The organism is Gallintestinimicrobium sp., from assembly GCF_046968865.1.
GTDB lineage: Bacteria > Bacillota > Clostridia > Lachnospirales > Lachnospiraceae > Gallintestinimicrobium > Gallintestinimicrobium propionicum.
The window spans coordinates 13,839-39,726 of the sequence record NZ_JBKVPW010000014.1; the positions used below are offsets into that span (position 1 = coordinate 13,839).

The following is a 25,888-nucleotide window of genomic DNA, read 5'->3' on the forward strand; positions in this document are numbered from 1 at the left end:
TTTCTTTTGGGGATTCGAAACAGCCGTAACAACGCTGCTTTTTCTGCCTGGGACAACGCGCTTGGCGCCTCTCCTACCGGGAGAGTGGATTGATGACGATATTCTGCGCGGCGATTCCGGTCTTGCGCGCCACGATGTCCTCGATCTGCGCACACTGCGCGTCCGACAGCACGGACATGCCGACCACAACATCTGCAGATTCATCCGTGATCGTCACGACAGCGTCCGCATAGCCCCTTGTCTCCAGCAAAATTTCTGCCGCCGTCTCCCGCTCTGTCAGATCAGTCAGCGCGATCATCTCATCGACCGCTTCCTGCTTCTGATTCTCTGCGATGTTGGCGTTATTGATGATCTCTAAAAGCGTCTCTTTATTTTTGGCACGCGTCTGTTCTTTTAAAAGCCGCGCCCCGGAAAGGCTGCTGACAGAACCGGAGTTGGTATAGACCGCTTCGCCCGGGATCTCTCCCTCCTGCACCTCGGCATCCAGCGCCTCTTCCGCAGAATCTGCTGCGTCATCCGTCAACGCTGCAACATCCTGATCGCTGATCGTCTGCATATTTTCATTCAGGAAATTCTCCGCCGCCACATCCTCCGTATCCGAATCCAGGCTTGCGATGTCCTCTTTTCCATCTTCATCTGAAAGCTCCAACAGTGCTTCCATGTCCGATTCCTGACCGGCAGACGCCCCGACGTCCGCCAGCTCTTCTTCCCCAACCTTTGTCCCTGCAAAATTCAGATACCCAGCCACCGCTATCATAATAGCAAGTGCTGTAATCATGACCTGATTGCGTTTGAACATGTTTTTCAATTCCTGCTCCCTTCCGCATTGCTCTTTGTTTTGATCCGGCACGCCTCCGGTATGCATTACAGCAGGCTTACCGGGTGTCCGCCATCTTTGCTACTTTTATTTTATGAGGCTCTATATCAAATAATGCCTCAATGACTTCGGTAATGTTCTTCTTCAAAACGGGGGAATCCCCACCCTGTGCAAGCACCGTCACGCCCTCCACCTTTGCGGAAAGCGTATGGGTCACATACGGTGTTTTACTGCCGTCCCTGCCGGTCTGATAGACCGTGTTTTCCTGACGCGAGGACTCGGAAATCACCCGGCTCGTGCCGCCTGCGTCGTTCTCACTCGTCTGCGAATTCGTGACAGACGGCGTCTCCTTTTCTATGACCTGTTCTTCTGTGGAAGCGTAGGTGATCAGTACCTCCACCCTGCCTGCACCCTCCATCCGGGATAAAAACTGAGCGAGCTTTTCTTCCATCGCTTCCTGTTGTGCACTGTTGCTTTCTGAATCCATTGTAACCATCTGGGTGTCCAATTGAACGGACTTGCTTTCGTCCGTCTTATTTTTTTCTTTTCCGGTCGGAATCGCGACCACCATCAAAAGAACGCCTGACAGCGCCAGTACGATCATATTTTCTTTTGTCATCTTTTTCCGACACCAGGAAAACAGCTTATTCAACTTCTACCACCTCCAGCTGGGTCTGACCGATTCCAATCACGGCGGCAAACCGCTCCTTTAAATCCTCCCGCGCAGTGCCTTTTAAAGCTTCCCCATCCGCCAGGACAAACTGTTCCTGCCGGGCTTTGGTGCTCTCGACCGGTCTGACCGGCTCGACCGATATGCCGGAGTCCTGCCCTGCCCCTTCTTCACTGCTCTGACCGGGCGCACCCACCGCCTGCCCTCCCCCTTCTGCGTGCTTTTGCCCGGAAACGCTGATAAAAACCGTCCCATCCTCCAGCAGCCGCACTCCTTTTACTCTGACGCCTGCCGCCTCCGCCTCCTTTTGCACACGCACCTCGATCGAATCTGCCATATTATTACGAAACAATCCCGTTTCCTGTTCCTCCAGCTTCTCCAGATGCTGCGAAAACATCTCATTTTCCGTCTCCAGCAAAGCAACTCTCTCCCCGAATTCTCCCGGAAGATCTGCGTCTGCGACGGACAGGATCGGCACAATCAGCATCGAAAGCACTGCCATCGATAAAATCACATTTTCATATGGAAGATATTTTTTGCCGGGAAGCAGATGACGAAACAACTGTGTCGTCAGAATAAACAGGGTTGCCTCTTTTAATACCTGCAGCAGATTTTCCATGCTCTTCCTTTCTATAGCCTTCCTGCAAGGCAGCTCACAATCGCCGCCAGTATCCAGAAGCATGCTGCGCCGGTGCCCGCCAGCTTCAGCGAAGAAAACACCACATCCGCCGTTTTTGTCATACAGGCGGTCAGACGTTTATCCGCCACAAGTCCGACAAACGCCCCGGCGAGCTTTAGCACCACACCGTATGCCGCGATTTTCAAAAGCGGGACGATGAGCAGGACAGCGAGCAAAATTCCGACGAACATGCCGAGGCTGTTTTTAACCAGAACCGCAGAACCTAAAAGCACCTGCGCCGTTCCTTCTGCCAGATCACCAAGACCTGGAATTGCAGCAATCGCCTTTTGCGCAGCCGTCCGCTTCCAGGCATCCAGCGCTGGTGCCACCATCGATTGCAGCACGCCAAGACCGGTCACCGTTCCGAGGCAAAACTTCAAAATCCAGGACAAGGATTTTTCCACCAGCTCCATCATCGCACTCAGTCGCCCCTCCTCCCATACGCCGGACAGCACGACCAGCAGCATCCAGAGCGGAAGCAACAGCAGGCAGAACCCGGAAAGGAACCTTTCTATCAGAAAAATGAACCCCAGCGTAAGCTCATAATACCCTGCCGCCGTCACACTGCCCGCTGCAGGTCCCAACGAAAGACAAAGCGCCGGCAGGGTCAGGTGCGAAAACTGCTTCAGCGTTTCCAGCGTGCTGCCGGTAATCCGGTACACCGCCGAAAATACCTTTAACAGTACGGTCAACACCAACAAAAAAAACATATCATGGGCGATCTGCGCCACCTGCTGATTTTCAAAGCTTCCCATCAGGCAGGAGACCAGCACCGACAGGATGCCGAGCAGCAATAAAACCGATAAAATCTGCCGCATCCCGGAAAACTCCTGTCCCACGCTGCCTGTGATCTGGCGCCCCAAAAGCTGCAGTGCCTCCTTTCCATTTCCGGACAGAATATCTGAAAAAATCTGCTCCAGACTAAAATCTGCCAAAAACGCAGAAGAAAAGCACCGGTTTAACTGCTCCATCAGCTCTGTGAGATTCAACTGTTCCAGATAATGCTCTGTATTCCCAGGTTCCACCCCTTACCCTCCTGCAAATCCTGCAATCGTTTCCGCCAGTGCAAGGAAAATCGGCATTCCGGCAAACAGAATAGCGATTTTTCCAAACAGCTCCACCTGGGATGCAACCGCACTGTAACCGCTGTCTTTACAGATTCCGGAAACCAGCTCGCTGATCCACGTAATTCCGACCACCTTAAACAGAAGTGTCAGATAACTTTGCCCGCCGGAAAGCTGCTGCCATAATCCCATCAGCTGTTTTTTTGCCTGTCCCATATAGGAAAGGGTGCAGGAAAATACCACAACCGCCAATGCTGCCCCCAGATAGATGCCATATTCCTGTTTTCCACCTTTAAACTGCAGTGCAAGAAGCACTCCCATCAGAGCGAACGCGCACACTTTCACCAGTTCCATCTGCATCCCTCCCTTTCTTTCAAAAATTCATAAGGAAAATAACGTCTGAATCGTCGAAAACAGATCGAAAATATAGGGTACAATCCAGCTTAGCACCAGAATCAGCGCCGCCAGAGAGAGCAAAAATGCGTGTTCTTCCCGGCCGCTGTGCTTGAGCACCTGGCTTAAAATTGTCACTAAAATCCCCACCGCCGCTATTTTAAAGATCAGTCCAACTTCCATCTAGTCCCTGCACCCCTTCTTTCAGATGATCTGTTTTTACCAAAAAAGCACAACCACGAGCGCTCCAGCTGCCAGGCTGACAGACAACACCATCCTTTTTTCTGACGCTGCCTTTTCAAAAACAGATTCCGCCCGGCTTTTGAATTCGCCGGACAGCCTGAGCATCCACTGTCTTTGTCGTTCCCGGTCTGGAAAGCCCTGCTCCTTTGCAAAGGAAAGCAGCTTTTTGGCTTCTTCCCTCGAGAGCACTGTCTGAGCTGCCCATGCACCGAGTTCTGCGTTCCACACTACTTCCAGTGGCTCGCTGCGCTCCTGCTCCAGGCGGTCTGCACAGTGAAGGAGTGCCTCTGCAAGCGCTGACGCTTCTTCTTTTCCGAAACTATCGTTTTCTGCGTCCTTTGCCAGCCAGACTGACATTTGGGAAAATACGTCCGGCAGGCGCTCTGCGCTGTAGCCAATTTCCTCCGCCATCCGCAAAAACAGCTCCGCCAGCAAAAAAAGCGTTCCGGCATGTCTGCTTTTTTCCCGGCACAAGGCGAGCCCGCTCCCGAAGCTCCCGGCAAGCGTCAGGCAGATACCGATCAGGCGCAGCATGCCAGACCGGACGCCAGCAGCTGTCCGTCTCCGTCCCGTACCTGCTCGACGAAAAAGGTGCCGTCGCAGTGTTTTAACACCAGATACCGTTGAAACGCGCCAGCCTGCAAAAGCGGCTGTAAAAACCGTTTCCGGCTCAGCTCTTCATACGAACCTCCATGAACCGTAGCGAGCACGCTGCACCCGCATTTGAGCACCTGCTCCAGCGCAGTGGTATCCTCCCGGTCTCCCAGCTCATCCACCGCCACAACATCCGGCGCCATGGAACGCAGCAGCATCAGCATTCCGGCAGCTTTTAGACACCCGTCTAAAATGTCTGTCCGCATTCCAAGATCATTGACCGCAATCCCATCACAGCAGCCTGCAAGCTCCGACCGCTCATCCACAACGCCGACTGTCATTCCGCCAGCCAGCCTGTTTCCATCGGAAACCATCCGGATGATGTCCCGAAGAAGCGTCGTTTTTCCACAGCCCGGAGGAGAAATCAACAACGTACTGCATAGCTTTTTTTCTTCATATAAATAGGGCAGCACCACGCCCGCGATTCCTTTCGCTTCATAGGCGACGCGGATGTTCAGACTGGAAATGCAGCGGATATTTTTGACGCTGCCGTCCGTTCCCATTAAGACCTCCCCGGCGACGCCGACCCGGCAGCCAAACGCCGTGCTGATAAACCCCTTTCCCAGTTCCTCTTCATACGCATACATGGAATACCGGCAGATGTGCTGAATGATCTGCAAAATCTCCTTCCGGCTGGCGATCCACTGCAGCGCAGGCTGCAGTGTCTTTTGCAAACTGCCGTCCTCCGTTGCGAACCATTCCTCGCTGTCTATGTAAAACAAAACCGGACGTCCGATGCGGAAGCGGATTTCCTGCAGGCCACAGGTGTAGCGCTGGCGGCTGTGTGACGCGCCGCCGATACTGAGCGGTTGCCTGTCCGGCACACCCCTGCCTCCGGCGCTCTCCAGTGCCGTGCGGACCTTCTGCCGGTATGGCTCCGGGAACAGCTGCAGCACTGCAAAACAGTCACGCGGCTCTTTCATGATCTCTGTCTGATTCATACGCATCCCTCCCAAATTTTTCCATCGGTTTCTGAGTACCGTTCTTTTCCAAAAGGACAAACAGCTCATGGGCCAGCAGCGGAAAACAGGAAAGCCCCGCCAGATACAGCCATTCCCCTACAGAGAGTCTTAGCGTTTCGAACACCCCGGTCAGAAACGGCAGCTCTGTCACCGCTGCCTGCAGCAAAAATCCAATCCCACCGGCAACCAGCATCAGCCGGTTTTCAAACGGCCTGCGTGAAAAAATGCTCTGCCTCACATCCCGCATTCCGACCGCGTGAAACAGCTGCGACATGCCAAGCACGGTAAAGGCATAGGTCTGCGCCCGTTTTAACACCTTTTTCTGTTCCAGAAACGCAGCCAGCACCGCAACCGAAAAATCCGCCCTCTCCTGTTTCATCAGCATATACGGGACAGTAAAAAACGCTGTCAGGCTGATGCCGGCAATCAGTGCGCCGTAAAAACAGATTACCGAAAGTCCACCGTTTGCTAAAAGGCTTTCCGACGCTGTTCGGGGCGGTCTGCCCATCAACTTTTTTCCATCGTTTTTATCAACACCGAGCGCCAGTGCCGGGAGCGAGTCCGTAATCAGGTTGATCCACAAAATATGTGCGGATTGCAGCGGCGAGGGAAGTCCCATCAGCACTGCTGCAAACATCGTCAGGATTTCCCCCAGGTTGGAGGACAATAGAAACAGCACTGATTTTCGGATATTTTCATAGACGCCCCTGCCCTCCTCCATCGCCCTGCGAATCGTCGCAAAGTTGTCGTCTGTCAAAATCATATCGGATGCCTGCCGCGCCACATCCGTTCCGCCCTTTCCCATCGCAATTCCAACATCCGCTGCCTTTAACGACGGCGCATCGTTGACACCGTCCCCTGTCATCGCCACGATCTGTCCCCGTTTCTGGAACGCCCGCACAATTTTCACCTTATCTTTCGGGGAAACCCTCGCAAACACCCGGATCTCATCCAGATGTCCTGCAAGATCATCCTCCGACAATCCGGACAATACCTCTCCCGTCATGCACTGGCTTTGTTTTGATACGATTCCGAGTTTTTTCCCGACCGCAAACGCTGTCGCTACATGGTCTCCTGTGATCATAACCGTGCTGACGCCCGCCTTCTGAAAATCCGCCACCGCACGGATTGCCTCCGGGCGGATCGGATCCCGCATACCGGTTATTCCCAGAAAAATCAGGTTCATCTCCGCCATGTTTTCCGGTTCCCCTTCCTGATACGGTCTGCAGGCAAACGCCAGCGTCCGCAGCTCTTCTGCCGCCATCTTTTCCACTCCTGCCAAAATCTGCTGCCGGTGCGCCTGCGTCATCGGCACAGGCTGTCCCCACACCATCACCTGACTGCAGCGCTTTAAAATCCGATCCGCCGCGCCTTTAACATACCATGTCAGCTTTCCCTGTTCCCGGCAGAGCACGGACATCATTTTCCGGTCAGAATCAAAGGCATTCTCTTTTTTCCGTTCAAAAGAAGTTCCCAGTGCGTTTTTTTCAAATCCATATCTCACCCCGAAATCCAACAGCGCGAGCTCCGTCGGATCTCCTACCCTGCTTTTTTCGATCTGTGCGTCGTTGCAGAGAAGCATCGCCAGAAACAGCTCCCTGTTTCTTTTTACGTTCATCCGCTCTGCAGGCAACAGCTTCTGATCTGCAAAACAGGCTTCCACCGTCATTTTATTCTGCGTCAGCGTCCCGGTTTTATCCGAGCAGACGACAGAAACCGCGCCCAATGTTTCCACGCTCGGCAGACGACGGATGATCGTATTGATCTTTGCCATCCGCGTCACGCTCAGTGCCAGACACAAAGTGACCACCGCCGGCAATCCCTCCGGGACAGCTGCCACCGCAAGGGAAATCGCCGTCAGAAGCATATCGAACACCGGACGCTTCTGCACAATCGCCAGCAAAAACAACACGATGCAGATTCCAAGGGAGCCCAGGCTTAAGAATTTTCCAAGCTCTCCCAGCTTTTTTTGCAGCGGCGTCGTCTCCTCCCGGCTTTCGTGCATCAGTGCCGCGATTTTTCCAATCTGGGTCTGCAAGCCCACCGCACAGACCATCCCCGTCCCTCGCCCTGCACTCACCATCGTCGATAAAAACGTCATATTGTTCCGGTCCCCCAGCGGGATCCTGCCGCCCTGTTTTCCGGAAAGTCTCGCCGTCTGTTTTTGCACCGGAAGATTCTCCCCCGTCAGCGCCGCCTCCTGGAGCTGTAAATTCTCCGCCTCCACAAGCCGCAGATCCGCGGGAACCATCGCCCCCGCCTGCAGGCAGACCAGATCACCCACAACAAGCTTTGCCGCCGGAATTTCCTGCTCTGAACCGTCCCGGATCACGACCGCACGCGGCTGCATCAGCTGCTTTAAGGAATCCAGTGCCCGCTGCGCTTTCCCCTCCTGCAAAACGCCGACCGCAGCATTCAAGCAAACAACGAATGCAATAATTCCTGCGTCACTGTATTCTCCAAGCAACATGGAAATAAGCGCTGCTGCGAGCAGCACATAGATTAACGGATCGTTTAACTGCTCTAAAAAGCTTTGCAGCACCGACTTTTTTTCTGCCTCCGGCAATCGGTTTTCTCCGTTTTCCCAAAGCCTGCGTTCCGCCTCCTGCGCAGAAAGTCCCCGCTTTGGATCGGTATGCAGGCTGGCTGCAGCCTCCTGTATCGTTTGCCGGTAAAATTCCTGTTTCTGTACCATGCTTCCTCCGACTCTGCCCTGAACACTTCTGTTTACAGGTACAACCTATGCAAAAAAAGGACAGCTTATGATAGGGAATCCGGCACGAGAAAAAAACACACTATCGGAAAAATCCGGTAGTGTGTTTATAAAAATGATATTCATGACAATAGAATGCTCGCAGAGCGTGCATTCTATTGTTTGATTCGGGTTTGAATGTCCTCACTTCGTCCCAATCAGCCGGATGACCGCCTTTTTCCACATCCGGTAGGGCTGATAGCGCACGGGAATGTCCACGATTTGAGATTTGTCCAGAATGCTCTTTTGATGGCTGAAGGTTTCGAAGCTCCTTTTGCCGTGGTAAGCGCCCATGCCGCTGTTTCCCACGCCTCCAAAGGGCAGCTTAGGCGTTGTCAGGTGCATCACGGTGTCATTGACGCAGCCGCCGCCAAAGGACGTATAACGGACAAATTTTCTGCGCGTCTTTCTGCTCGAAGTGAAGATATAGCAGGCGAGCGGTTTTTCCCGATTCTGCACAAAGCGCTGCGCTTCGTCCATATTTTCCACGACAAGGATCGGTAAAACAGGTCCGAAAATTTCTTCCTGCATGACGGCATCTTTTTCAGAAACCGGAAACAGGATCGTCGGCTCGATCTGCAGTGTTTCTTCCTTTGTCCTGCCGCCGTAAACGACTTTGTTCTCCTCTATCAGCCCGCTGATCCGGTCAAAATGCTTCCGGTTGACGATTCGTCCATAGGATGGATTTGCAAACGCATTTTCGCCGTACATTTTTTTCGTCCAGTAGATCAGATATTTTAAAAATGCGTCCTTCACCCGGCGCTCCACCAGCACATAATCCGGTGCAACACACGTCTGCCCACAGTTTAAAAATTTTCCAAATACAATCCGTTTTGCTGCCAGCGACAGCTTCGCCGTATGGTCAACGATGCACGGGCTTTTTCCCCCAAGCTCCAGGGAAACCGGCGTCAGATGCTTTGCCGCCTTTTCCATAACAAGCTTTCCGACAGAGACACTTCCCGTAAAGAAAATATAGTCAAACCGCTGTTCCAGCAGCTCCTGGTTTTCCTGCCTGCCGCCCTCGATCACCGCAACATAGCCTTCCGGGAAGCATTCTTTTACAATCGCTGCAATGACAGCCGAAGTTGCAGGTGCATAGGCGGACGGCTTTACCACGCAGCAGTTTCCCGCCGCAATTGCTCCGGCGAGCGGCTCCATCGCCAGCATAAACGGATAATTCCACGGGGACATCACAAGCGTGACGCCGTATGGCTCCTGCACCAGATATCCTTTTGCCGGAAAATTCGCCATGCTGACCGGGACACGTTTTGTTTTGCTATAGGCTTTGATATTCCGGTACAGCCCGCGGATTTCCGCAAGCGTCAGCCCGACCTCGCACATATAGCCTTCCGTTTCCGATTTTCCAAGATCTTCTGTCAACGCCTGACAGACTTCTTTTTCGTGCGCCAGGATCGAAGCCTCGAGCCGTTTTAGGGCAGCCTTTCTGAAACGGATCTCATAGGTCTTTCCTTCTGCAAAAAAGGCGCGCTGCTTCTGCAGAATCCGATCAATCTCACTTCTCTGCCTTCTGCGGTTGTACAGCTCTTTCTTTTTGGTCAGCATACGAACCTCCCCTTTCGATCTACCTGCAGAGCGTGTATTCTATTGTTGCTTTTTCTGCTCTACAGTCTGTCTTGCGATATCTGCGTCCACGATTTCTTCTCCGGTCTGATGCGCCAGCTGTGCGCGAGATGCGGCGCTTAAGCCATCGTTTACCTTTGCATTTTGGTCGCAGGTGCTGCAGCGGTCCAGCTGCTCCTTTGTCACCTTGCCGTCCCGATAATCGCGGACAATTTTATTTTCATACATGGAGTAAGGCTTTTTTATAAAAAGGGCTTTGAATTTGTGCCAGATCACCCATGCTGCCGGAACCCAGATATATTTATGCATTGCCGGGGAAACCGAACCGATCATCCAGCAGTTTCTGTCGCAGCAGCGCACCTTTTTGCGCACGGCTTCCGCCTCCGGGCTACTCCACAGCTCATCCCAGCTTTGGGTGTTTAAATTGCCCATCACTTCTTTGTCCTTTGTACCGTTGCAGGGCATGACATCTCCATAGGGATCGATGAAAAACGTATCGAAGCTCATATCACACGGCAGCAGGCGCTTCTGTCCGTAAATATAATTGATCAGACCGTGGTTGAAATACGCGCGGAACCACTTTTTCGGGCTGTTGGATTTTAACAGCTCGTTGACCAGCTTTTCAAAATTTTCAGCCACCATCGAGCGGTCATGAATGATATTTTTGGCTTCCACGAAATAAAAGCTGTTGTGCAGGCTCGCCGTTGCAAACTCCATGCCCATCTCATTGGAAAGCTCGTAAAGGGGAACGAGGTCCGGTGCGTTTTTATCCTGCACCGTCATGCCGAAGCCGACATCCTTCATGCCCATTTCCCGCAGGGTTTTCAGGGTCGTATATCCCTTATTAAAACCGTCCTGCAGACCGCGGATTTCGTTATTCGTCTGCTCTAATCCTTCGATCGAAATGCGGATGCCGATGTCTGGAAATTCCTTGCACAGATCAACGATCCGATCCGTAAAAAATCCGTTCGTGGAAATTACAATACGGTCGCTCTTTTTATATAATTCCCGGACGATGTCCTTTAAATCCGTGCGGATAAACGGTTCCCCGCCTGTGATGTTGGTAAAGTACATTTTCGGCAGTTTTTTTATCGTTTCGATTGAAATTTCCTCATCCGGTCTGGAAGGTTTTTTATAACGGCTGCACATCGAACATCTCGCGTTACAGCGGTAGGTTACAATGACAGTTCCGTTGAGTTTTTTTTCTGACATGCGTATACTCCTTTTCTATTTAAAATTCAGAAGCCGCCCCGTGCAAGCACGGCGGCTTCTGAACTTGGATCCCTGATATCATCATACTATGCTTTCCGGTTTCGGGCAAGCGACATTCTCTTGCTGCGCGCTACCTCGTATAGTCGTTTAGCAGCTGTTCGATCTGCAGATTCACGCTTTCCGGCATGCCTGCCGTATCTTTTTCCAAAAGCTTTACATAAAAATTCAGCTTCTGGCAGGCTGCCTTTTTGCCCTCAGCAGCTTTCATGCGAACCTTTACACGGCGTTGTTCCATCAGCGGGATGACAACATAGTACATGCAATCGTCCCGAAACGAAAGGTAGCCCAGTTCTTCGCCCTGGCTGTTTTTTACATAAAGGCGGTGTTTGGTCAGGCGCTTCGGGGAGATCACTTCGCCCTCGGCTGCCTGGATGTTTCCGGTCAGTTCCAGCATCGCCGGAACCAGAAAAATCCAGTTGCCTTCTGCGTCCGCTTTCTGCTCCTGTCCGAGCTCTTTTAACAGCGCCGTACTGTCCAGAAACTGCTGTGCCAATAAATAGACCAGCGCCGCCAGTGTCTGTATGCGGAGCCGCTCACTTTTATATATCTGTTTTTTGCGCTCTACTTCTTCCAAAATCTGCGATGCGCAGGCGAAAATGCTTTTCTGGAACAGGGAAAAATCCTCTTCTGTCTTCCAGATATATTTTCCTGCTGCGATTTTAAAATACCCGATTTTCTCGCCTTCACTGTCCTCCGCATAGGAATAAATTTCCCGTTCGCGCCACGCCCGTAGGTTGACTGGTGCATCCCAGACCTGTGTTTTTGACGCACGGGATTTCACCTGATACGACTTTTTAGACACATGTCCATCATACCAGCCGTTCTTTTTCAAATACGCATACGCATAATTTAACAGCTGCGCACTGTATTCCGTCTCTTCCTCCGGCTGGACGTCCGGATGTGCGCTTAGTATCCTTTGCCGATATTTTTTCTTGATCAGGCGCTCAACTGCCTGTCGGTTAAAATTTTGAAACGCGTTGTCAAAGCTTTGGGACGTTTCCGTACTCGCTCCTGCTGCTTCTTTACCTTCCGGCACTGCCCCGGCCGCCTCGATTTCTTCCTCCGTGATTCCAAGGATTTTATATGCTTCCTGTTGTGTCATGTCAAAAATTCCTGTCCCAAAATTGATTTTCCGCTGCCGTACAGCCAAAAAATATGATTTCGGTGCTGCGCAAAACTCCGCCAATCGCTGCCGAAAATACGATTCCCGACGACGGGTCTGCGCCAGATCTGCGCCAACCCGTCTCTTTACGATTATGCACCGTTTTTATCTTTTACACAATCCTTTCCGAAAGAATCGCACAAAACAGTTCTTTGTGCCAATAACACCGCCGGGCGCACCACTGCACAACAACAGAATGCACGCTCTGCGAGCATTCTATTGTCATGAACGAAAAAACCGACAGGTGCCCAATCAGCCCTGCCGGTTTCCATTTTTCCTTTTTTTCTGTTTTGTACCGCCCCGACAGAAGCCAAACTCAGTCTCCTGCCTGGATACGAATTTTACCTTTTACATGCAGCCTCAGATGCTATACCACTTGATCTCATTAGCTTCCAGCTTCAGGAAAAAGCTGCTGCCGTCGCCGCAGTATACAGTCGTTTCCTGCGGTTCGTAAGTATTGTTGACCACACAGTATTTTCCGTTTTCCACATATGCATGCACTTCTACGTTGAAGTTTTCACTGTACCAGCAATGCAGGATGTCCTCACCGTGGGCACTCCACAGAATACTGCGGTACAAAATCCGGCTGTTTTCAAAGCTGTAGGGCAGACCGCTGATGTAAACGCTGCGCCCTTTTCCAAACTCATTGACAGCCATCTGCACCTCCCGGTCGCGCTGCACCAGAATCTCAGTGTCGGCATAGGCGTACATGTTTTTCTTGCCTTCGCCAAAATCCACCGGCTTTGTGATATCCTGCAGGATAAAATGTTCCGGATGCTCTTCCCAGTTGTACTTGTCATAGTTTAAGGTAAATCCGGTTTCTTTTTCCACACCGATCAGGTCAGCGAGCTGCAGATAATGTCCCTGATATGCATGTCCGGAGGGTTCTCCGACTCCGATAAAGCCTCCACCCTCGTATACGAACTTCCGGATTGCCGCCGCTACCGCAGGATTTTCCCACGCTGCTCCGCCGGTATGCGCTGTATCCCCGTCACCTACATTGATGATGACATCGATTTCCTTTAACAGGCTCGGATCGGCTAAAATATCGTCAAACGAAAGGAACGATACCTCAAAGGGTGCACCGCTGAGTGCTTCAATAATACCGGCATAGCTGTAATTTTGCTTCTGATACAGTGCATGATGCACCATATGACAGCCCCAGCTCCTGATTTTTCCCCAGCTGTTTAACACTGCAACCTTTTTGACGCAGTACGGCGTCGTCTGGCGAATATTCTCATACAGCTCCCGGAACTCGTTGCAGACGCTTTCCACATAATCCAGAAACTCCGGGAAATCCAGCGTGAGCTTTAAATAACCGCCATACCCGATCCGGTCGATGGGCTTTCTCAAGATCGCACGACGCGCCGTGATCCAGTTTTCCTTTGCTTCCTTTACCGGGTCGCCGCCCTCATGGAAGGTATCCGGAAAGAAATACGGTAAAAATCTTCCCTCTGTATACTTTACACCCTCAATATCAGAAATCAGGCGCAACGTGCTTCCGTTTCCGACGCTTCCTACTACCGCATCCAGACCGATCGTTGCAAATTCCTTCATAAAGGGCTCTGTTCCGATCCAGTGGTCGCCTAAAAACATCATCGCTTCCTTGCCGTATTCGTGGGTGATATCCACCATTTCCTTTGCAAGCTTTGCGACTTCCCGACGCTGAAATGCCTGAAAATCCAGAAATTCCTTCGAAGGCACGCGATACTGGTTGTTGTAATAGCCCTGATCGATAATAAATTCCGGGCGGAACCGATAGCCAACCTCTTTTTCAAACTGCTCTAAAATATACGGGCTGACAGACGCGGAGTACCCGTACCAATCCACATATTTTTCGCGTTTTAATTCGTCAAACAACAGCGTAAACTGGTGGAAAAACGTCGTATAGCGGATGACATTCACATACGGATGCTCTTCACAGTATTTTTTCAGCCGCTCCATCGAATATTTGTGGGTTTTGGGCTGCCGGACATCAAAGGTGATCTGATGTTCAAAATTCTTCCACTCATTCGTCACGGCGTTGTACATATGCACGGGGTCCCAGATGATATAGGCTAAAAAGCTGACGGTATATTCATGGAACAGCTCTGCGTCATGAATGATCACATTTCCGCTTTCTTCCTCGTATTCCCACTGCGTGCAATCCACAACAGCTCCGGTCGAGCGGTCGATTACCTCCCACCAGCGCCGAATATCATCCCGTGTATTGACCTCCATCAACTCTTTGGAAATGCCTTTCATCAGCGGAATTTTCAGCGTTTTATCAACCGCCGTATAAAAAGCCGACATGATATAGCATTGCTGCACCTCATCCGGATTTTTCTTCGCCCATTCATTGTCTTTTCTGGTCGTATAATAGGTCGCATAAATCTTTGCACCGGTTTCAACCAGCTCCCTGGGAAATTCTGTTCCATCACAATCCCGGATCGCATCTGCGCCCCATCGTTTCATCAATTCTATCGTTTCCGGCACGATGTCCAGATTTGTCGGAATCGTCACTCTCCCTGTCCGCTCCCTCATCGTTCTTCCTCCTCCAGCAAAATAATTTCATCCGCTTTCTGCGTATACGTTCCGCCGTCCATATTTTTTCGGACAAACGGTATTCCTTTCCGGACATAATACCTGTTGTGAGAAAGCAGGGCATCCGGATTCTGCGCCGGGCTGATCGTCCCGGAAAGGTCATCGAAGCTCACATTGTTGCAAAACCGGCTGTGAATTGCTTCCTCCAGACAGAACATCACGCAGCCGCCCTCATTCTGCCTGCTGAAATTATATTCATACACCGTCCCATCTCCGGAATCCGCATCGTATGCCATTCCATCCTGATTCAGCCTCGTATCTGCTGCCTCATTAAACCGAAACAGCGCGTCCTTACATTTCCATGGCCAGATCGCAGCTGCTACTTTTCCGCCCCGCTTCTGAGGCTCCTGGTAAATCCGGTCGTTGATCTCCTGCGCCGCGCTGTCCGAACAGTTATGCTCCACCACAGGTCTTAACGCATACATTACAGTAATCGCATCGCCTCCTGATCGCTTCACATAATTATCCCGAATCGTAATATTTTCGTGTCCATACTTTAAAAACGCTTCTTCCGAGAGCTCTGCTCCGGCAAAAGCGGCATGCGCATAAGTATAGCCGACTGCAATTCCCCAGCGGCTCACCCGGTCTACATAACAGCCTTCTACTGTCACATTCCGGAAACGTGCAGCTTCTGTGTCCCTTGCGATCGGCTTCAGCGCCGTCATATAGATACCGCCGTTGTTCATATGCTTGTCGTACACATTTCCATTGACGTCGTGGATGACGAGATTGCGCAGCGTAATCCCGCTTCTGACACCTTTATCCCTCGCAGCGACGGCAACTCCGGTTCGGTTCATTTTATCCGGTGCACTGTAGCATTCCCCGATGATATCCTGCCCGCTGTTTGTCAGCTCGAGATCCTGCAGCGTCACATATTCTGCATCATACAACAATACCGCAGACGATACATATCCGCTCCTGGTATGTGCCGGAGAATCCAGCTCGCATCCATAATCCTGATACCAGATTCCCTGCCCGTTTGCTGCGATAATCGGCGGATTCTGCTCTGCTTGCGTCCGATCCTCATATGCACCGATCACAATCGGTAAATCCTTCGTCCCGCTGTCCGTAATCTGTAAAAACTGTCCGGCAAATACGGAATTGTTTTCCAGCAAAATCCGGTCGCCTGGCTGCAGCTTCAGACGGTTGATCGCAAAAAGACTGGCATATGGCTCTGCACTGCTTCTTCCGCTGTTTTGGTCATTCCCGTGTTTCTGACTGACATAATATGTCCTGCACCAGTCTGTCATAAGCCGCCTCCCTCAGTCTTTTTTCGATCACTGCCTCGATTTCTTCATAGGAAAACAGATCTCCCTGCGCGCGCGTCAGCAGATCCTGATTTTCCTGATAAAATGTCCTTTTCTGTGCTTCTGTTATCTCAGGGCAATATCCAGAATCCCGTACTGTCCTGGAAGGAAGAGCAAATTCCAGTCGGAATCTGGTCAGCTCATATTGCAGATACATCGGTCTGGTAAAGCTGCAGGGTCCGTAAAAAACTTCTCCGGCAGCTTTTTTTCTGCGGTTTTCTTCGTTTTTCTGCAGGCGCCGCTGTTCCAGCGCATCAAAGCCCGCCTGCCCAATCAGCCCCAGTGATACCGCGAGTTCAAGCTCTGCCTCTGCCCGGCAAAATTCCTCTTCTGATAACGCGTATGCTCTTCTCATTTCACTGCTCCTGCAATTCCGTTTGCAAAGCTCTTCTGCAGACATAAAAAGATGACCGCAGTCGGAAGGGTACAGATCAGGACTCCAAGCATCAGCATTCCATAATCCACGCTGTATCCGCTCTTTAAATTGGCAACCAGCATCGGCATCGTAATCTGATTTTTATCCTGTAAAATAATCGTCGGCCACAGATAGTTATTCCACGCATTCATGAATGTTACCGTCATTGCTGCTCCGTAAGTAGACTTCATGATCGGAAGAAACATCGTAAAAAAGATCTTGATCTCACTGAGTCCTTCCAGTCTGGAGGCCTCGATGATATCATGTGGAAAAGAGCGTGCAGCCTGTCGGAACATCATGATCAAAAACGGCGTCGAAATCGACGGCAGTGCCAGCGCAATCCAGGTATTGACCAGCTTCCATGCAGAAAACATTTTAAACAGCGGAATCATGATTGCAACAAAGGGCAGCATCATTGCCAGCAGCAGGATGCTCATCAAAATATCTTTTCCTTTATCATGGTAGATTTCGAAGCCATAGCCTGCGATCGAGCAGACCAGCAGCGCAACTACCGTGATGACAATGGCATTTCGGAAGGAATTAAACATCGCACGTCCGAGATTCTGCGTCGCGATCAGTGTCTGGAAATTTTCCAGAAGATGGGTTCCCGGCAGTAATCTTCCGCGCACAATGTCGATACTGGTATTGGTCGCCCCGCAGATCATATAGTAAAGCGGAAATGCCGACAAAAAACTGGCAAGAATTAAAATCACATAAGAAAAAGCTGTTTTTACTTTAGTCACGCTTGTCACCTACTTTCATCTGAATGGCTGACAAAATTGCTACGCTGACGAGGATAAACACAGATAATGCCGCCGCATAGTTAAATTTCGGCGTTTCTACAAAGGAAATATTGTAAATATAATGTGCCAGCGTCATCGTCGATTTTCCAGGGCCTCCTGCTGTCAGGTTGACCGATTCATCAAACAGCTGCAGGGTTCCTGATGTGGACATAATCGCAGTCAACAAAATCGTAGGCTTCAGCAGCGGAACCGTAATCTTCAAAAACTGCTGAAACGGTGTCGCTCCGTCAATATAGCTCGCTTCATATACGGAATAGTCAATATTCTGCAGTCCAGCCAGATAAAAGACCATGTTGTAGCCCGTCCATCTCCAGATCAGTGCAAGGATGATCACCCAGCGGGCTGCCCAGGCATTCTGAAACCAGTCTATTCTGGAAAAACCGATGGCAGTGATCACATTGTTGACCAGACCATCCTGGGCAAACAAAGATTTAAAGATCATCGAATAGGATACCAGTGATGTTGCACAGGGCAAAAAGATCAGCGTACGGAAAATACCTTTTCCTTTGATCTTGGGATTATTTAACAGCTGTGCAAGTCCCAGCGCCAGCACAAGCATCACCGGAACCTGAATGATAAAATAAAAAACGGTATTGAACAGACACTGCTGGAATGTCTTATCCTTTAAAATTCTCTGGTAATTTGCCAATCCGACAAAGGTGCTCCCACCCGTTCCTTTTTTGGAAAAAGAAAGGATCAGTGCCTGCACCATCGGGTAAAAGCAAAAAATAAAGATCAGAAGTGCCGCTGGGATCAGAAAAGCCCAACCGGTCAGATTATGTCTTTTTTCCAGACTCATCTTCGCTTTTTTCTGCATACTGCTCTCTCCTGTATACTTCCTGGATAAAAATACCGGGAACGCAATACGCTGCATTCCCGGTACTGGTTCATATGTTTATTCGCTGATGTTAAATTCTACCGTATCCTGTGCATTCTGGATTTCTGTCTCAACATCCGCACCATTCTGTACGACATTGGTGATAGCATCAGTCAACGCGCTTCTGATATCAGAATAATATGCGCCGTAATCGATTCCGGGAACCTTTCCTGCAAATTCCACGATATCCTTATAAACAGCCTGTCCGCCGTAGAATTCAGAAGCTTCGCCATATGCATCAGAAGCTGCTGCAGGCAGGTAGCTTGCGATCACGCCTGCATTCGGAAGCAGCTCGTCATACAGGTCTACACTGCTGCCAAAGGTTGCATTTAAGAAGTCAAATGCAAGCTCTGTGTTTTTGCAGTTAGAGGATACTGCCCAGCTTGCGCCGCCGCAGTTTGCATAATTGGTTGCGCCGTCAATTTCGTCCAGTGCAGGCATGTTCACGATCGCCCATTCACCGCTCTGGTCTTCTGCAGCCTGAATAGAGGACATGATCCAGCAGCCCTGGATCACACCGGCAGCCTCGCCTTTGTTCATGGAAGCGATGTACTGATCCCAGTCTGTGTAATCTACCATGATGCCTTCCTCAATCAGCTGTTTGTATACTTCGATCGCTTTCTTCAGTGCTGCATTATCTACCAGCTTCACTTCACCGTCCTGCATGGGAGACGCACCTGCGGACTGCAGCATTTCAATTACGATTTCCGAACCGCCGGAGCTTGTCAGCATCGGTACGCCATTGGCATCTACTACCTTCTTTGCAAGTTCCATAAATTCAGACCAGGTAGTATCCTTGAAATCTTCTACCGTCAGTCCTGCTTTTTCTACCATATCAGAGCGGATCGCCATGATCGTTGCACCGTTATCAAAGGGAATTCCGTAATGCTTGCCATCTACGGTAGAATCTGCAAGCTTACCGCCGGAGAACTGAGAGAAATCGATGCCGGAATCTGTCAGCTCTGTAAAGATCTCCGGATAGTTTGCAACATCTTTATGAAAGGAATAATCCTGCATCAGGAAGATATCCGGCAGAGTATCGTAGTTTCCAGCTTCTGCTGCAGTGATCAGGCTCTGTTCAATATCGGTATATACCTTTTCCTGAATATCCAGCTTGAAATTCGGATGCTCCTTCTGATAAAGTGCTTCTGCCTGCTTCATTGCATATACATTAAAGTTAGGATCCCAGCACCATACAGTCAGGACTTCTTCCCCTTCTGCAGCCTCAGCTTCTTCTGTCGCTTCCTGCACGGTTTCTGTCTTTTCTTCTGCAGCCTTGCTTTCTGCAGGTGCTGCCGCCTGCTTGCTGCCGCAGCCTGCCAGTGCCGATACAGCCATTGCTGCGGTCAATAACACGCCTACTAATTTCTTTTTCATACCCGTTCCTCCTTGTAAACGTTCCATCACTTGTTGATGTATTTATTATATCTGTCCCTGGGCAGCGATTCAATTTCTATGTTGTTATAATTTATTATTATATTGCTGTTTTTTATTAAAAAATGCATTTTTCAGCTTTTCCATTCGTCATATTTTTTATATTTTTTCTATAATACGCTTTTTCAACATACAGGTTGCACATCATTTTTCCATATATTTTCTTTTATTGCTGCGCAATATTTTAATATTTTAGGGCAATATATTGTACCGGTTTCCATACATTCTATAGTATAATGAAATCAGGATTTCCTTTTTTATTCATGACAATAGAATGCTCGCAGAGCGTGCATTCTATTGTTTGTTCTGACAGTTTTATTTGTTCTGATAGGAGGATATTTTTCGATGGGTAATAACCGGCATGATCTGAGTATTCCAAAAGATTATTTCATGAAAGATAAGGCGAAGCTTCTTTATGTCTCTTCCTCTACCTACGGCGGAGACTGGATCTCCACGCCCCACACACATTACTGTTCTGAGCTGTTCTATGTTTTAGACGGCGTCGGTCAGTTTCAGGTGGAGGATCGGATTTTCCCAGTATCCGCAAACGATCTCGTCATTATCAATCCAAACGTTTCCCATACAGAGCTTGGCTTTCATGCAAATCCGCTTAAATATATCGTCCTGGGGATTGAAAACCTGGAGCTGTCCGTCGCAAATGAAGGGGAAAATTTCTGTATCGTCAGCTTTCGGGAGATCAAAGAAACGATGAACTTTTACCTGAAAATGATGCTCCGGGAAATTGAAACCCGTGCGCCCGGCTATGAGGCAGTCTGTCAGGATCTGATGGAAATCCTGATCGTGCTGTTTGGCAGACAGACAAACTTTAAGACCATCCTGACGCCAACCAATAAAAAATCCTCTCACCTGTGTGAATCTGTCCGGCGCTATATCGACGCAAACTGCAGTGAGGATATTTCGTTGGAGCAGCTGGCGCAGTTTTCACACGTCAACAAATACTATCTGGTGCATGCGTTTTCCAACGTGTACGGCATTTCTCCGATCAACTATCTGATGCGCGCCCGCGTCGAAAAAGCGAAAACCCTGCTTTCCACAACAGACTTTTCCCTCTCCGTCATCAGCCGCTCCTGCGGTTTTTCCTCTTCCAGCTATTTTTCCCAGACCTTTAAAAAGCTGTCAGGAATGTCCCCCAGCGCATTTCGCAGGGCAAGCCGGCAGGACGAGACAACTGCGAAATAAATGCGTTTCTATACGATGAAAAAGAATGTGCCCTGGCACATTCTCGCGCCGAGGCGCGGTTGCTTCGGCAACCATCTACCCTTGCGCCGAGTGCGCATCCTCGCGGAGCGTTTTTTATCGTATAGAAACGAAGTTTCCTATACGATAAAAAAGAGGCTGCCGCAGGTGCGACAACCTCTCAATTTTCGACAACAGAGTGTCCGCAGATCGTACATTCTGTTGTTTTTTATTTTTTTTCTCCGGATCAAAAGCTGAATCCTTATTTCGTCTTCAAAGCCTGAATCCGTTTGATCGCTTCTTTTGTATTTTCATGTGTTCCGAAGCCAGTCAGGCGGAAATACCCTTCGCCGCTTGCGCCGAATCCTGAGCCGGGCGTACCGACTACCTGTGCTTCATTTAAAAGCTTATCAAAGAACTCCCAGGAGGTCAGGTTGTCCGGGGTTTTTAACCAGACATAGGGAGAATTGACGCCGCCAAAGGCCTGATAACCCGCTGCAATTAAGCCCTCGCGTATCTGGCGGGCATTTTCCATGTAGTAGGCAATCTGCTCCCTGATCTGCGCCTTACCTGCCTCCGAATAAACCGCCTCACCTGCGCGCTGGACGATATAAGGCGCGCCGTTGTATTTCGTGCCGTGACGTCGAAGCCATAAGTCATTTAAGGACACACCATTGCTGACAAGTTCCTTGGGAACAACCGTGTAACCGAGACGCAGTCCGGTAAAGCCCGCGTTTTTGGAAAAGCTGCGCATCTCGATGGCACAGGTCTTTGCTCCCTCACACTCATAGATGCTGTGTGGGATATTCTCTTCCGTAATATAGGCTTCATATGCCGCATCAAAAAGAAGGACCGCATGAATTTCATTTGCATAATCGACCCATTTCTGCAGTGCTTCCTTTGTAATCGCCGCACCAGTCGGATTATTGGGAAAGCACAGGTAGATCAGATCCGGTGTCTTATCAGGAAGCTTCGGTGCAAAGCCGTTTTCCTGGGTACAGGGCATGTATACCAGTCCCTCATATGTGCCCAGCGCTTTGTCATATACACCGGTTCTGCCTGCCATGACATTCGTATCCACATAGACCGGATAAACCGGATCGCAGACCGCAACAAGATTATCGGTTCCAAAAATCTCCTGAATATTTCCGACATCACACTTTGCACCGTCCGATACAAAAATCTCATCCGGAGAAATCTCGCAGCCCCGTGCTGCAAAATCCTCTTTTGCAATCGCGTTTAATAAAAAATCATAGCCCCGCTCCGGTGCATAGCCATGAAAGCCTTCCTTTGTGCCCATCTCGGCAACCGCTTTCTGCAGCGCCTCGATAATCGCAGGTGCAAGCGGCAGCGTCACATCTCCGATCCCGAGACTGATGACTGTTTTGTCCGGATGCATGCTTTTGTAGGCAGCCACCTTTTTTGCTACTGTGGAAAAAAGATAGCTTCCCTGCAGTTTTAAGTAATTTTCATTGATTGTAAACATGTTCTTTTTCCTCATCCGTCATAAATCAGCAGCAGAATCATCTGCGCGGTTTCAACCATGTTCGTGCCGGAATCCATGCTGCTTTTCTGAATATAGCGGAACGCCTCCTGCTCTGTCATATGATTTCTTTCCATCAGCAACCATTTTGCATTGTTAATATAGTTCTGTTCCTGTTCCGTTCTCTTTTTCGGCTGGCTTTTGCGCTTCCTTAACCGTCTGTCCAGCTGTGTCAGCATCATCTCCACAGTACTGGCAAGATCGTTTGGACGAATCGGATATGTCAATGTCACCATATCGTGCGGCGCACTTTCCAGTTCCGACGTAGAAGCAAGCAACAGCATATCAAAATAATCGGGCAGATATTCCGCCAGCTGTGTATAGTGCATGTCCCTGATCCGATAACTGCAGATCACGACACCGCTGTCTAGCTGGTGTACCTGTGAAAGCGCCATGGAAGCTGTTGTGCAGAGTGCAGCAGCCGTCAGTCCCCGTCGGGCGAGGATGTCTTTGATATGTTTTGCGTCCTCGAGCTTCGGCAAAACAATTATGATGCTGCTCATCCTGTCACTCCTTTAAGTGCGATACAGATATTTATCTACTTCCCATTCGGATACCTGGGACATGTACTCATTCCACTCAGCTTTTTTTGCTTCTACATAAAGATCCACGAACTCCTGTCCGAGAACCATTTTTACAAAAGAATCCTCTTCCATGAACGCAACTGCTTCACGCAGCGTATCCGGCAGATGATCAATACCGGCTGCGGCCTTTTCCGCCTCCGTTCTGCTTGCAAACAGTCGCGCAGATTCCGCTCCGGGATCCAGATGCTTTGCGATTCCATCCAGCCCTGCGGCCATGCAGAGTGCAATCGTCAAATACGCATTTGCAGACGGATCGGGAAAACGCAGCTCGATCCTGGTATCCTCTCCCCGCATAAAAGGAATCCGAAGCAGGGTATTATGATTTTTGGTTGTCCAGATGATATCTCTGGGTGCATCGCAGCCGGAGGTCAGACGCTTATAAGAGTTAACCAGAGGGTTCGTCACGGCACACATGCCTTTGACATGGGCCATAATACCACCCATGAACCATTTTGCTTCCTGACTTAAACCATCTTCCGCTTCCGGATCGCTGAAGATATTTTTTCCGTCCTGAAACAGAGAAATATTGATATGCATGCCGGAACCTGCCGTACCAGCCTTTGGCTTCGGCATAAAAGTCGCATAAAGACCGAACCGCTTTGCAATGGAACGCACTGCCGTCTTGAACGTCACAATCCGGTCCGCGGTTTCCATCGCACCCGCATAACGGAAGTCAATTTCATGCTGCCCGGGCGCTTTTTCATGATGAGAGGATTCGATTTCAAACCCCATATCCTCCAGCGTCATCACCATATCACGACGGGCGTTTTCTCCCAGATCCAGCGGGCTGATATCCATATATCCGGCCTTTTCATGGGTTACGGTTGTCGGCACGCCGTTTTCGTCCTCGTGGAACAGGAAAAATTCACATTCCGGATCAATCTGAAACGTATATCCTTCCTTTTCGACCTTTTCTATCGTCTTTTTCAGGATTTCTCTCGGGCTGACCGCAAGCGGTGTTCCATCTGCCCTGCAGACATCACACAAAAGTCTTGCAACTTTTCCCTGCTGCGGTCTCCATGGCAGGATTACAAAGGTGTCCAAATCCGGGCACAGATACATATCCTCTTCCCCGGTTCTCAATTCTCCGTACATGCAGGAACCATCAATCAGATAGCGGTTGTCTTTCATATACTGCAGCTGAGTAGCGGTCACTGCAACGTTTTTGAGCGTGCCGAACATGTCTGTAAACTGCAGACGAATGAATTCAACGTCTTCATTCTCTACCATTTGCAGAATTTCTTCTCTGGTTTTCATGCTTCTCTCTCCTCTTTAGCGGACAGTCTGTCCGCCTGTTCCCTGAATTGTTGTTGTGAATTTTCGAATGCTTCGGCGGGTCTCCAGCCCAAAAGCCTTCTTCGTGCAAGCACGGTCGGCTTTTGGGCCGGAGATCCGGTGTGGTGTCACTCGTAGGTGTATCCCATCAACGACTTGTCCACTTCCTTTGCGGCTTCCCTGCCTTCGGCAATCGCCCATACGACCAGTGACTGACCTCTGTGCATATCTCCCGCAGTGAAAATCTTCTCTTTTCCGGTGCGGTAAGAGCCGTTTACGGTTTCCACATTGGTTCTCGCATTTAATTTTACACCAAAACTCTCTGCAACGTAACCCTCACTGCCTAAAAATCCGGCTGCAATCAGCACCAGATCCACCGGAATTTCCTTCTGTGTGCCCTCGATGGGAACCATCGAAAGCCGTCCGGTCTTTTCATCCTTCTTCGGCTCAAGGCTTACCAGCACCGCACTGCATACGGTTCCGTCTTTTTTCTTTTTAAATTCTGTTACTGTTGTCTGGTAAAGTCTCGGATCATGACCGAATACATCGATCGCTTCTTCCTGACCGTAATCGGTCTTTAAGACCTTCGGCCATTCCGGCCAGGGATTGGATGCTGCCCGACACTCCGGCGCTTTCGGCATCATCTCCAGCTGTGTCACGCTTGCCGCACCCAGCCGAATCGAAGTTCCGACACAGTCATTTCCGGTATCTCCGCCGCCAATTACCAGCACATTTTTTCCTTTTGCCAGCTCATAGGGCACTTTTTCAAAATTTGTATCCAGGAGCTGCTTTGTTACAGTTCCCAGAAAATCCACCGCAAACCAGATGCCTTTTGCATCCCTGCCGGGCACATGGATATCTCTTGGATGGGAGGCCCCGCCGCAAAGAATCACGCGGTCGTATTCTTTTTCCAGCTCCTTGCCGGAAATATCTTTTCCAACGTCTGCATTGCAGATAAACTTGATGCCGGCAGCCTTCATGACTTCGATTCTTCTGTCGATGATGCTCTTGTCCAGCTTCATATTCGGAATGCCATAGCGCAGCAGACCGCCGACTCTGTCATGACGTTCATAGACCGTTACGCTGTGTCCGCGTTTGTTCAGGTTCCAGGCTGCAGACAATCCGGCCGGACCGCTGCCGATGACCGCGACCTTCTTTCCGGTGCGTACCTTTGGTTCTTCGCCTTTTACCAGACCATTCGCGTAAGCATATTCAATGACCGCACGTTCATTTTCCTTCGTGGAAACCGGTTTTGCGTGCAGCCCGCAGGTACAGGCCGCCTCACACAGCGCGGGGCAGACCCTGGAAGTAAATTCCGGGAAGCAGTGAGTCTTTGACAAACGGACATAAGCCTGTTCCCAGTTGCCGTGCCAGACCAGATCGTTGACCTCCGGCACCAGATTATGCAGCGGGCATCCCGAAGCCATTCCGGCAATCATTGTACCCGCCTGGCAGAAGGGAACGCCGCATTCCATGCAGCGCGCTCCCTGCAGACGCTGCTCCTCTTCCGGCAGCTGTCCGTGAAATTCCTTAAAATTTTTGATTCTTTCCTTTGGAACCGTCACCGGTCCGTCTTTACGCTCATATTCCAAAAAACCTGTAGGTTTCCCCATGACTGTTT

The 25,888-nt window shown here is 50.1% G+C and carries 23 protein-coding genes; 1 reads left to right on the forward strand and 22 read right to left on the reverse strand.

Annotated elements, in window-relative coordinates:
* Positions 1–73: 73 nt before the first annotated feature.
* The 18 genes from ACLTOQ_RS12045 to ACLTOQ_RS12130 form a co-directional block, all read right to left on the reverse strand.
* Entirely contained in the window at positions 74–799 is a 726-nt protein-coding gene (locus tag ACLTOQ_RS12045) for a SpoIIIAH-like family protein (protein WP_021915463.1), read from the reverse strand.
* 76 nt (positions 800–875) lie between these two features.
* Positions 876–1,469 carry a stage III sporulation protein AG gene (locus tag ACLTOQ_RS12050; protein ID WP_412319530.1) on the reverse strand — a complete coding sequence of 198 codons (594 nt, stop codon included), beginning with the start codon at positions 1,467–1,469 and terminating at the stop codon, positions 876–878.
* The gene (locus ACLTOQ_RS12055) at positions 1,462–2,106 is read right to left on the reverse strand and encodes a stage III sporulation protein AF (RefSeq protein WP_412319532.1); all 645 of its coding nucleotides are present in this window, start codon (positions 2,104–2,106) and stop codon (positions 1,462–1,464) included. The genes ACLTOQ_RS12050 and ACLTOQ_RS12055 overlap by 8 nt, the downstream gene beginning before the upstream one ends.
* 11 nt (positions 2,107–2,117) lie before the next feature.
* Complete coding sequence (locus ACLTOQ_RS12060) at positions 2,118–3,191, reverse strand: stage III sporulation protein AE (protein WP_412319533.1); 1,074 nt, start codon at positions 3,189–3,191, stop codon at positions 2,118–2,120.
* A 3-nt stretch (positions 3,192–3,194) separates the two neighbouring features.
* Positions 3,195–3,584 (reverse strand): SpoIIIAC/SpoIIIAD family protein, encoded by a 390-nt coding sequence (locus ACLTOQ_RS12065; protein ID WP_262585847.1) that lies wholly within the window; start codon positions 3,582–3,584, stop codon positions 3,195–3,197.
* A gap of 27 nt (positions 3,585–3,611) precedes the next feature.
* Complete coding sequence (spoIIIAC, locus tag ACLTOQ_RS12070; protein WP_021915466.1) at positions 3,612–3,806, reverse strand: stage III sporulation protein AC; 195 nt, start codon at positions 3,804–3,806, stop codon at positions 3,612–3,614.
* A gap of 36 nt (positions 3,807–3,842) precedes the next feature.
* Entirely contained in the window at positions 3,843–4,400 is a 558-nt protein-coding gene (locus ACLTOQ_RS12075) for a stage III sporulation protein AB (protein ID WP_412319534.1), read from the reverse strand.
* Positions 4,388–5,461 (reverse strand): stage III sporulation protein AA, encoded by a 1,074-nt coding sequence (spoIIIAA, locus tag ACLTOQ_RS12080; RefSeq protein WP_412319536.1) that lies wholly within the window; start codon positions 5,459–5,461, stop codon positions 4,388–4,390. Before spoIIIAA ends, ACLTOQ_RS12075 begins: the two co-directional genes overlap by 13 nt.
* Entirely contained in the window at positions 5,427–8,177 is a 2,751-nt protein-coding gene (locus ACLTOQ_RS12085; RefSeq protein WP_412319537.1) for a cation-translocating P-type ATPase, read from the reverse strand. The genes spoIIIAA and ACLTOQ_RS12085 overlap by 35 nt, the downstream gene beginning before the upstream one ends.
* Before the next feature lie 201 nt (positions 8,178–8,378).
* Complete coding sequence (locus ACLTOQ_RS12090) at positions 8,379–9,797, reverse strand: aldehyde dehydrogenase (RefSeq protein WP_412319538.1); 1,419 nt, start codon at positions 9,795–9,797, stop codon at positions 8,379–8,381.
* Between the two features lie 39 nt (positions 9,798–9,836).
* On the reverse strand, positions 9,837–11,027 hold the full coding sequence (locus ACLTOQ_RS12095) for a radical SAM/SPASM domain-containing protein (protein WP_412319539.1): 1,191 nt from the start codon (positions 11,025–11,027) through the stop codon (positions 9,837–9,839).
* A gap of 130 nt (positions 11,028–11,157) precedes the next feature.
* Entirely contained in the window at positions 11,158–12,189 is a 1,032-nt protein-coding gene (locus ACLTOQ_RS12100) for a hypothetical protein (RefSeq protein ID WP_412319540.1), read from the reverse strand.
* 420 nt (positions 12,190–12,609) lie between these two features.
* A complete protein-coding gene (gene gnpA, locus ACLTOQ_RS12105) occupies positions 12,610–14,772 on the reverse strand; it encodes a 1,3-beta-galactosyl-N-acetylhexosamine phosphorylase (protein WP_021915474.1) in 2,163 nt (720 codons plus the stop codon).
* Entirely contained in the window at positions 14,769–16,082 is a 1,314-nt protein-coding gene (locus ACLTOQ_RS12110) for a polyhydroxyalkanoate depolymerase (RefSeq protein WP_412319541.1), read from the reverse strand. The genes gnpA and ACLTOQ_RS12110 overlap by 4 nt, the downstream gene beginning before the upstream one ends.
* On the reverse strand, positions 16,033–16,494 hold the full coding sequence (locus ACLTOQ_RS12115) for a hypothetical protein (RefSeq protein WP_308728042.1): 462 nt from the start codon (positions 16,492–16,494) through the stop codon (positions 16,033–16,035). The genes ACLTOQ_RS12110 and ACLTOQ_RS12115 overlap by 50 nt, the downstream gene beginning before the upstream one ends.
* Positions 16,491–17,297: a carbohydrate ABC transporter permease gene (locus ACLTOQ_RS12120; protein WP_262585861.1), complete on the reverse strand. Its 807-nt coding sequence runs from the start codon at positions 17,295–17,297 to the stop codon at positions 16,491–16,493. The genes ACLTOQ_RS12115 and ACLTOQ_RS12120 overlap by 4 nt, the downstream gene beginning before the upstream one ends.
* Positions 17,290–18,174 (reverse strand): carbohydrate ABC transporter permease, encoded by an 885-nt coding sequence (locus ACLTOQ_RS12125; protein ID WP_021915478.1) that lies wholly within the window; start codon positions 18,172–18,174, stop codon positions 17,290–17,292. Before ACLTOQ_RS12125 ends, ACLTOQ_RS12120 begins: the two co-directional genes overlap by 8 nt.
* A gap of 78 nt (positions 18,175–18,252) precedes the next feature.
* Positions 18,253–19,611 (reverse strand): ABC transporter substrate-binding protein, encoded by a 1,359-nt coding sequence (locus ACLTOQ_RS12130; RefSeq protein ID WP_308728041.1) that lies wholly within the window; start codon positions 19,609–19,611, stop codon positions 18,253–18,255.
* Positions 19,612–20,013: 402 nt separating this feature from the next.
* Between ACLTOQ_RS12130 and ACLTOQ_RS12135 the strand changes: the two genes are divergently transcribed.
* Positions 20,014–20,868 carry a helix-turn-helix domain-containing protein gene (locus tag ACLTOQ_RS12135; protein ID WP_412319542.1) on the forward strand — a complete coding sequence of 285 codons (855 nt, stop codon included), beginning with the start codon at positions 20,014–20,016 and terminating at the stop codon, positions 20,866–20,868.
* Positions 20,869–21,127: 259 nt separating this feature from the next.
* On the opposite strand, the gene ACLTOQ_RS12140 is transcribed toward ACLTOQ_RS12135, so the two are convergent.
* The 4 genes from ACLTOQ_RS12140 to ACLTOQ_RS12155 all read right to left on the reverse strand — a co-directional run bounded on the left by ACLTOQ_RS12140 (position 21,128) and on the right by ACLTOQ_RS12155 (position 25,880).
* Positions 21,128–22,351 carry an LL-diaminopimelate aminotransferase gene (locus ACLTOQ_RS12140; protein ID WP_412319543.1) on the reverse strand — a complete coding sequence of 408 codons (1,224 nt, stop codon included), beginning with the start codon at positions 22,349–22,351 and terminating at the stop codon, positions 21,128–21,130.
* Positions 22,352–22,362: 11 nt separating this feature from the next.
* Positions 22,363–22,911, reverse strand: a complete 549-nt coding sequence (locus tag ACLTOQ_RS12145; protein ID WP_308728688.1) for an ANTAR domain-containing response regulator — start codon at positions 22,909–22,911, stop codon at positions 22,363–22,365.
* A gap of 12 nt (positions 22,912–22,923) precedes the next feature.
* Positions 22,924–24,249: a type I glutamate--ammonia ligase gene (gene glnA, locus ACLTOQ_RS12150; protein ID WP_337598518.1), complete on the reverse strand. Its 1,326-nt coding sequence runs from the start codon at positions 24,247–24,249 to the stop codon at positions 22,924–22,926.
* Between the two features lie 146 nt (positions 24,250–24,395).
* Positions 24,396–25,880, reverse strand: coding sequence for a glutamate synthase subunit beta (locus ACLTOQ_RS12155; RefSeq protein WP_337672888.1), 1,485 nt, complete (start codon positions 25,878–25,880; stop codon positions 24,396–24,398).
* Positions 25,881–25,888: the final 8 nt, after the last annotated feature.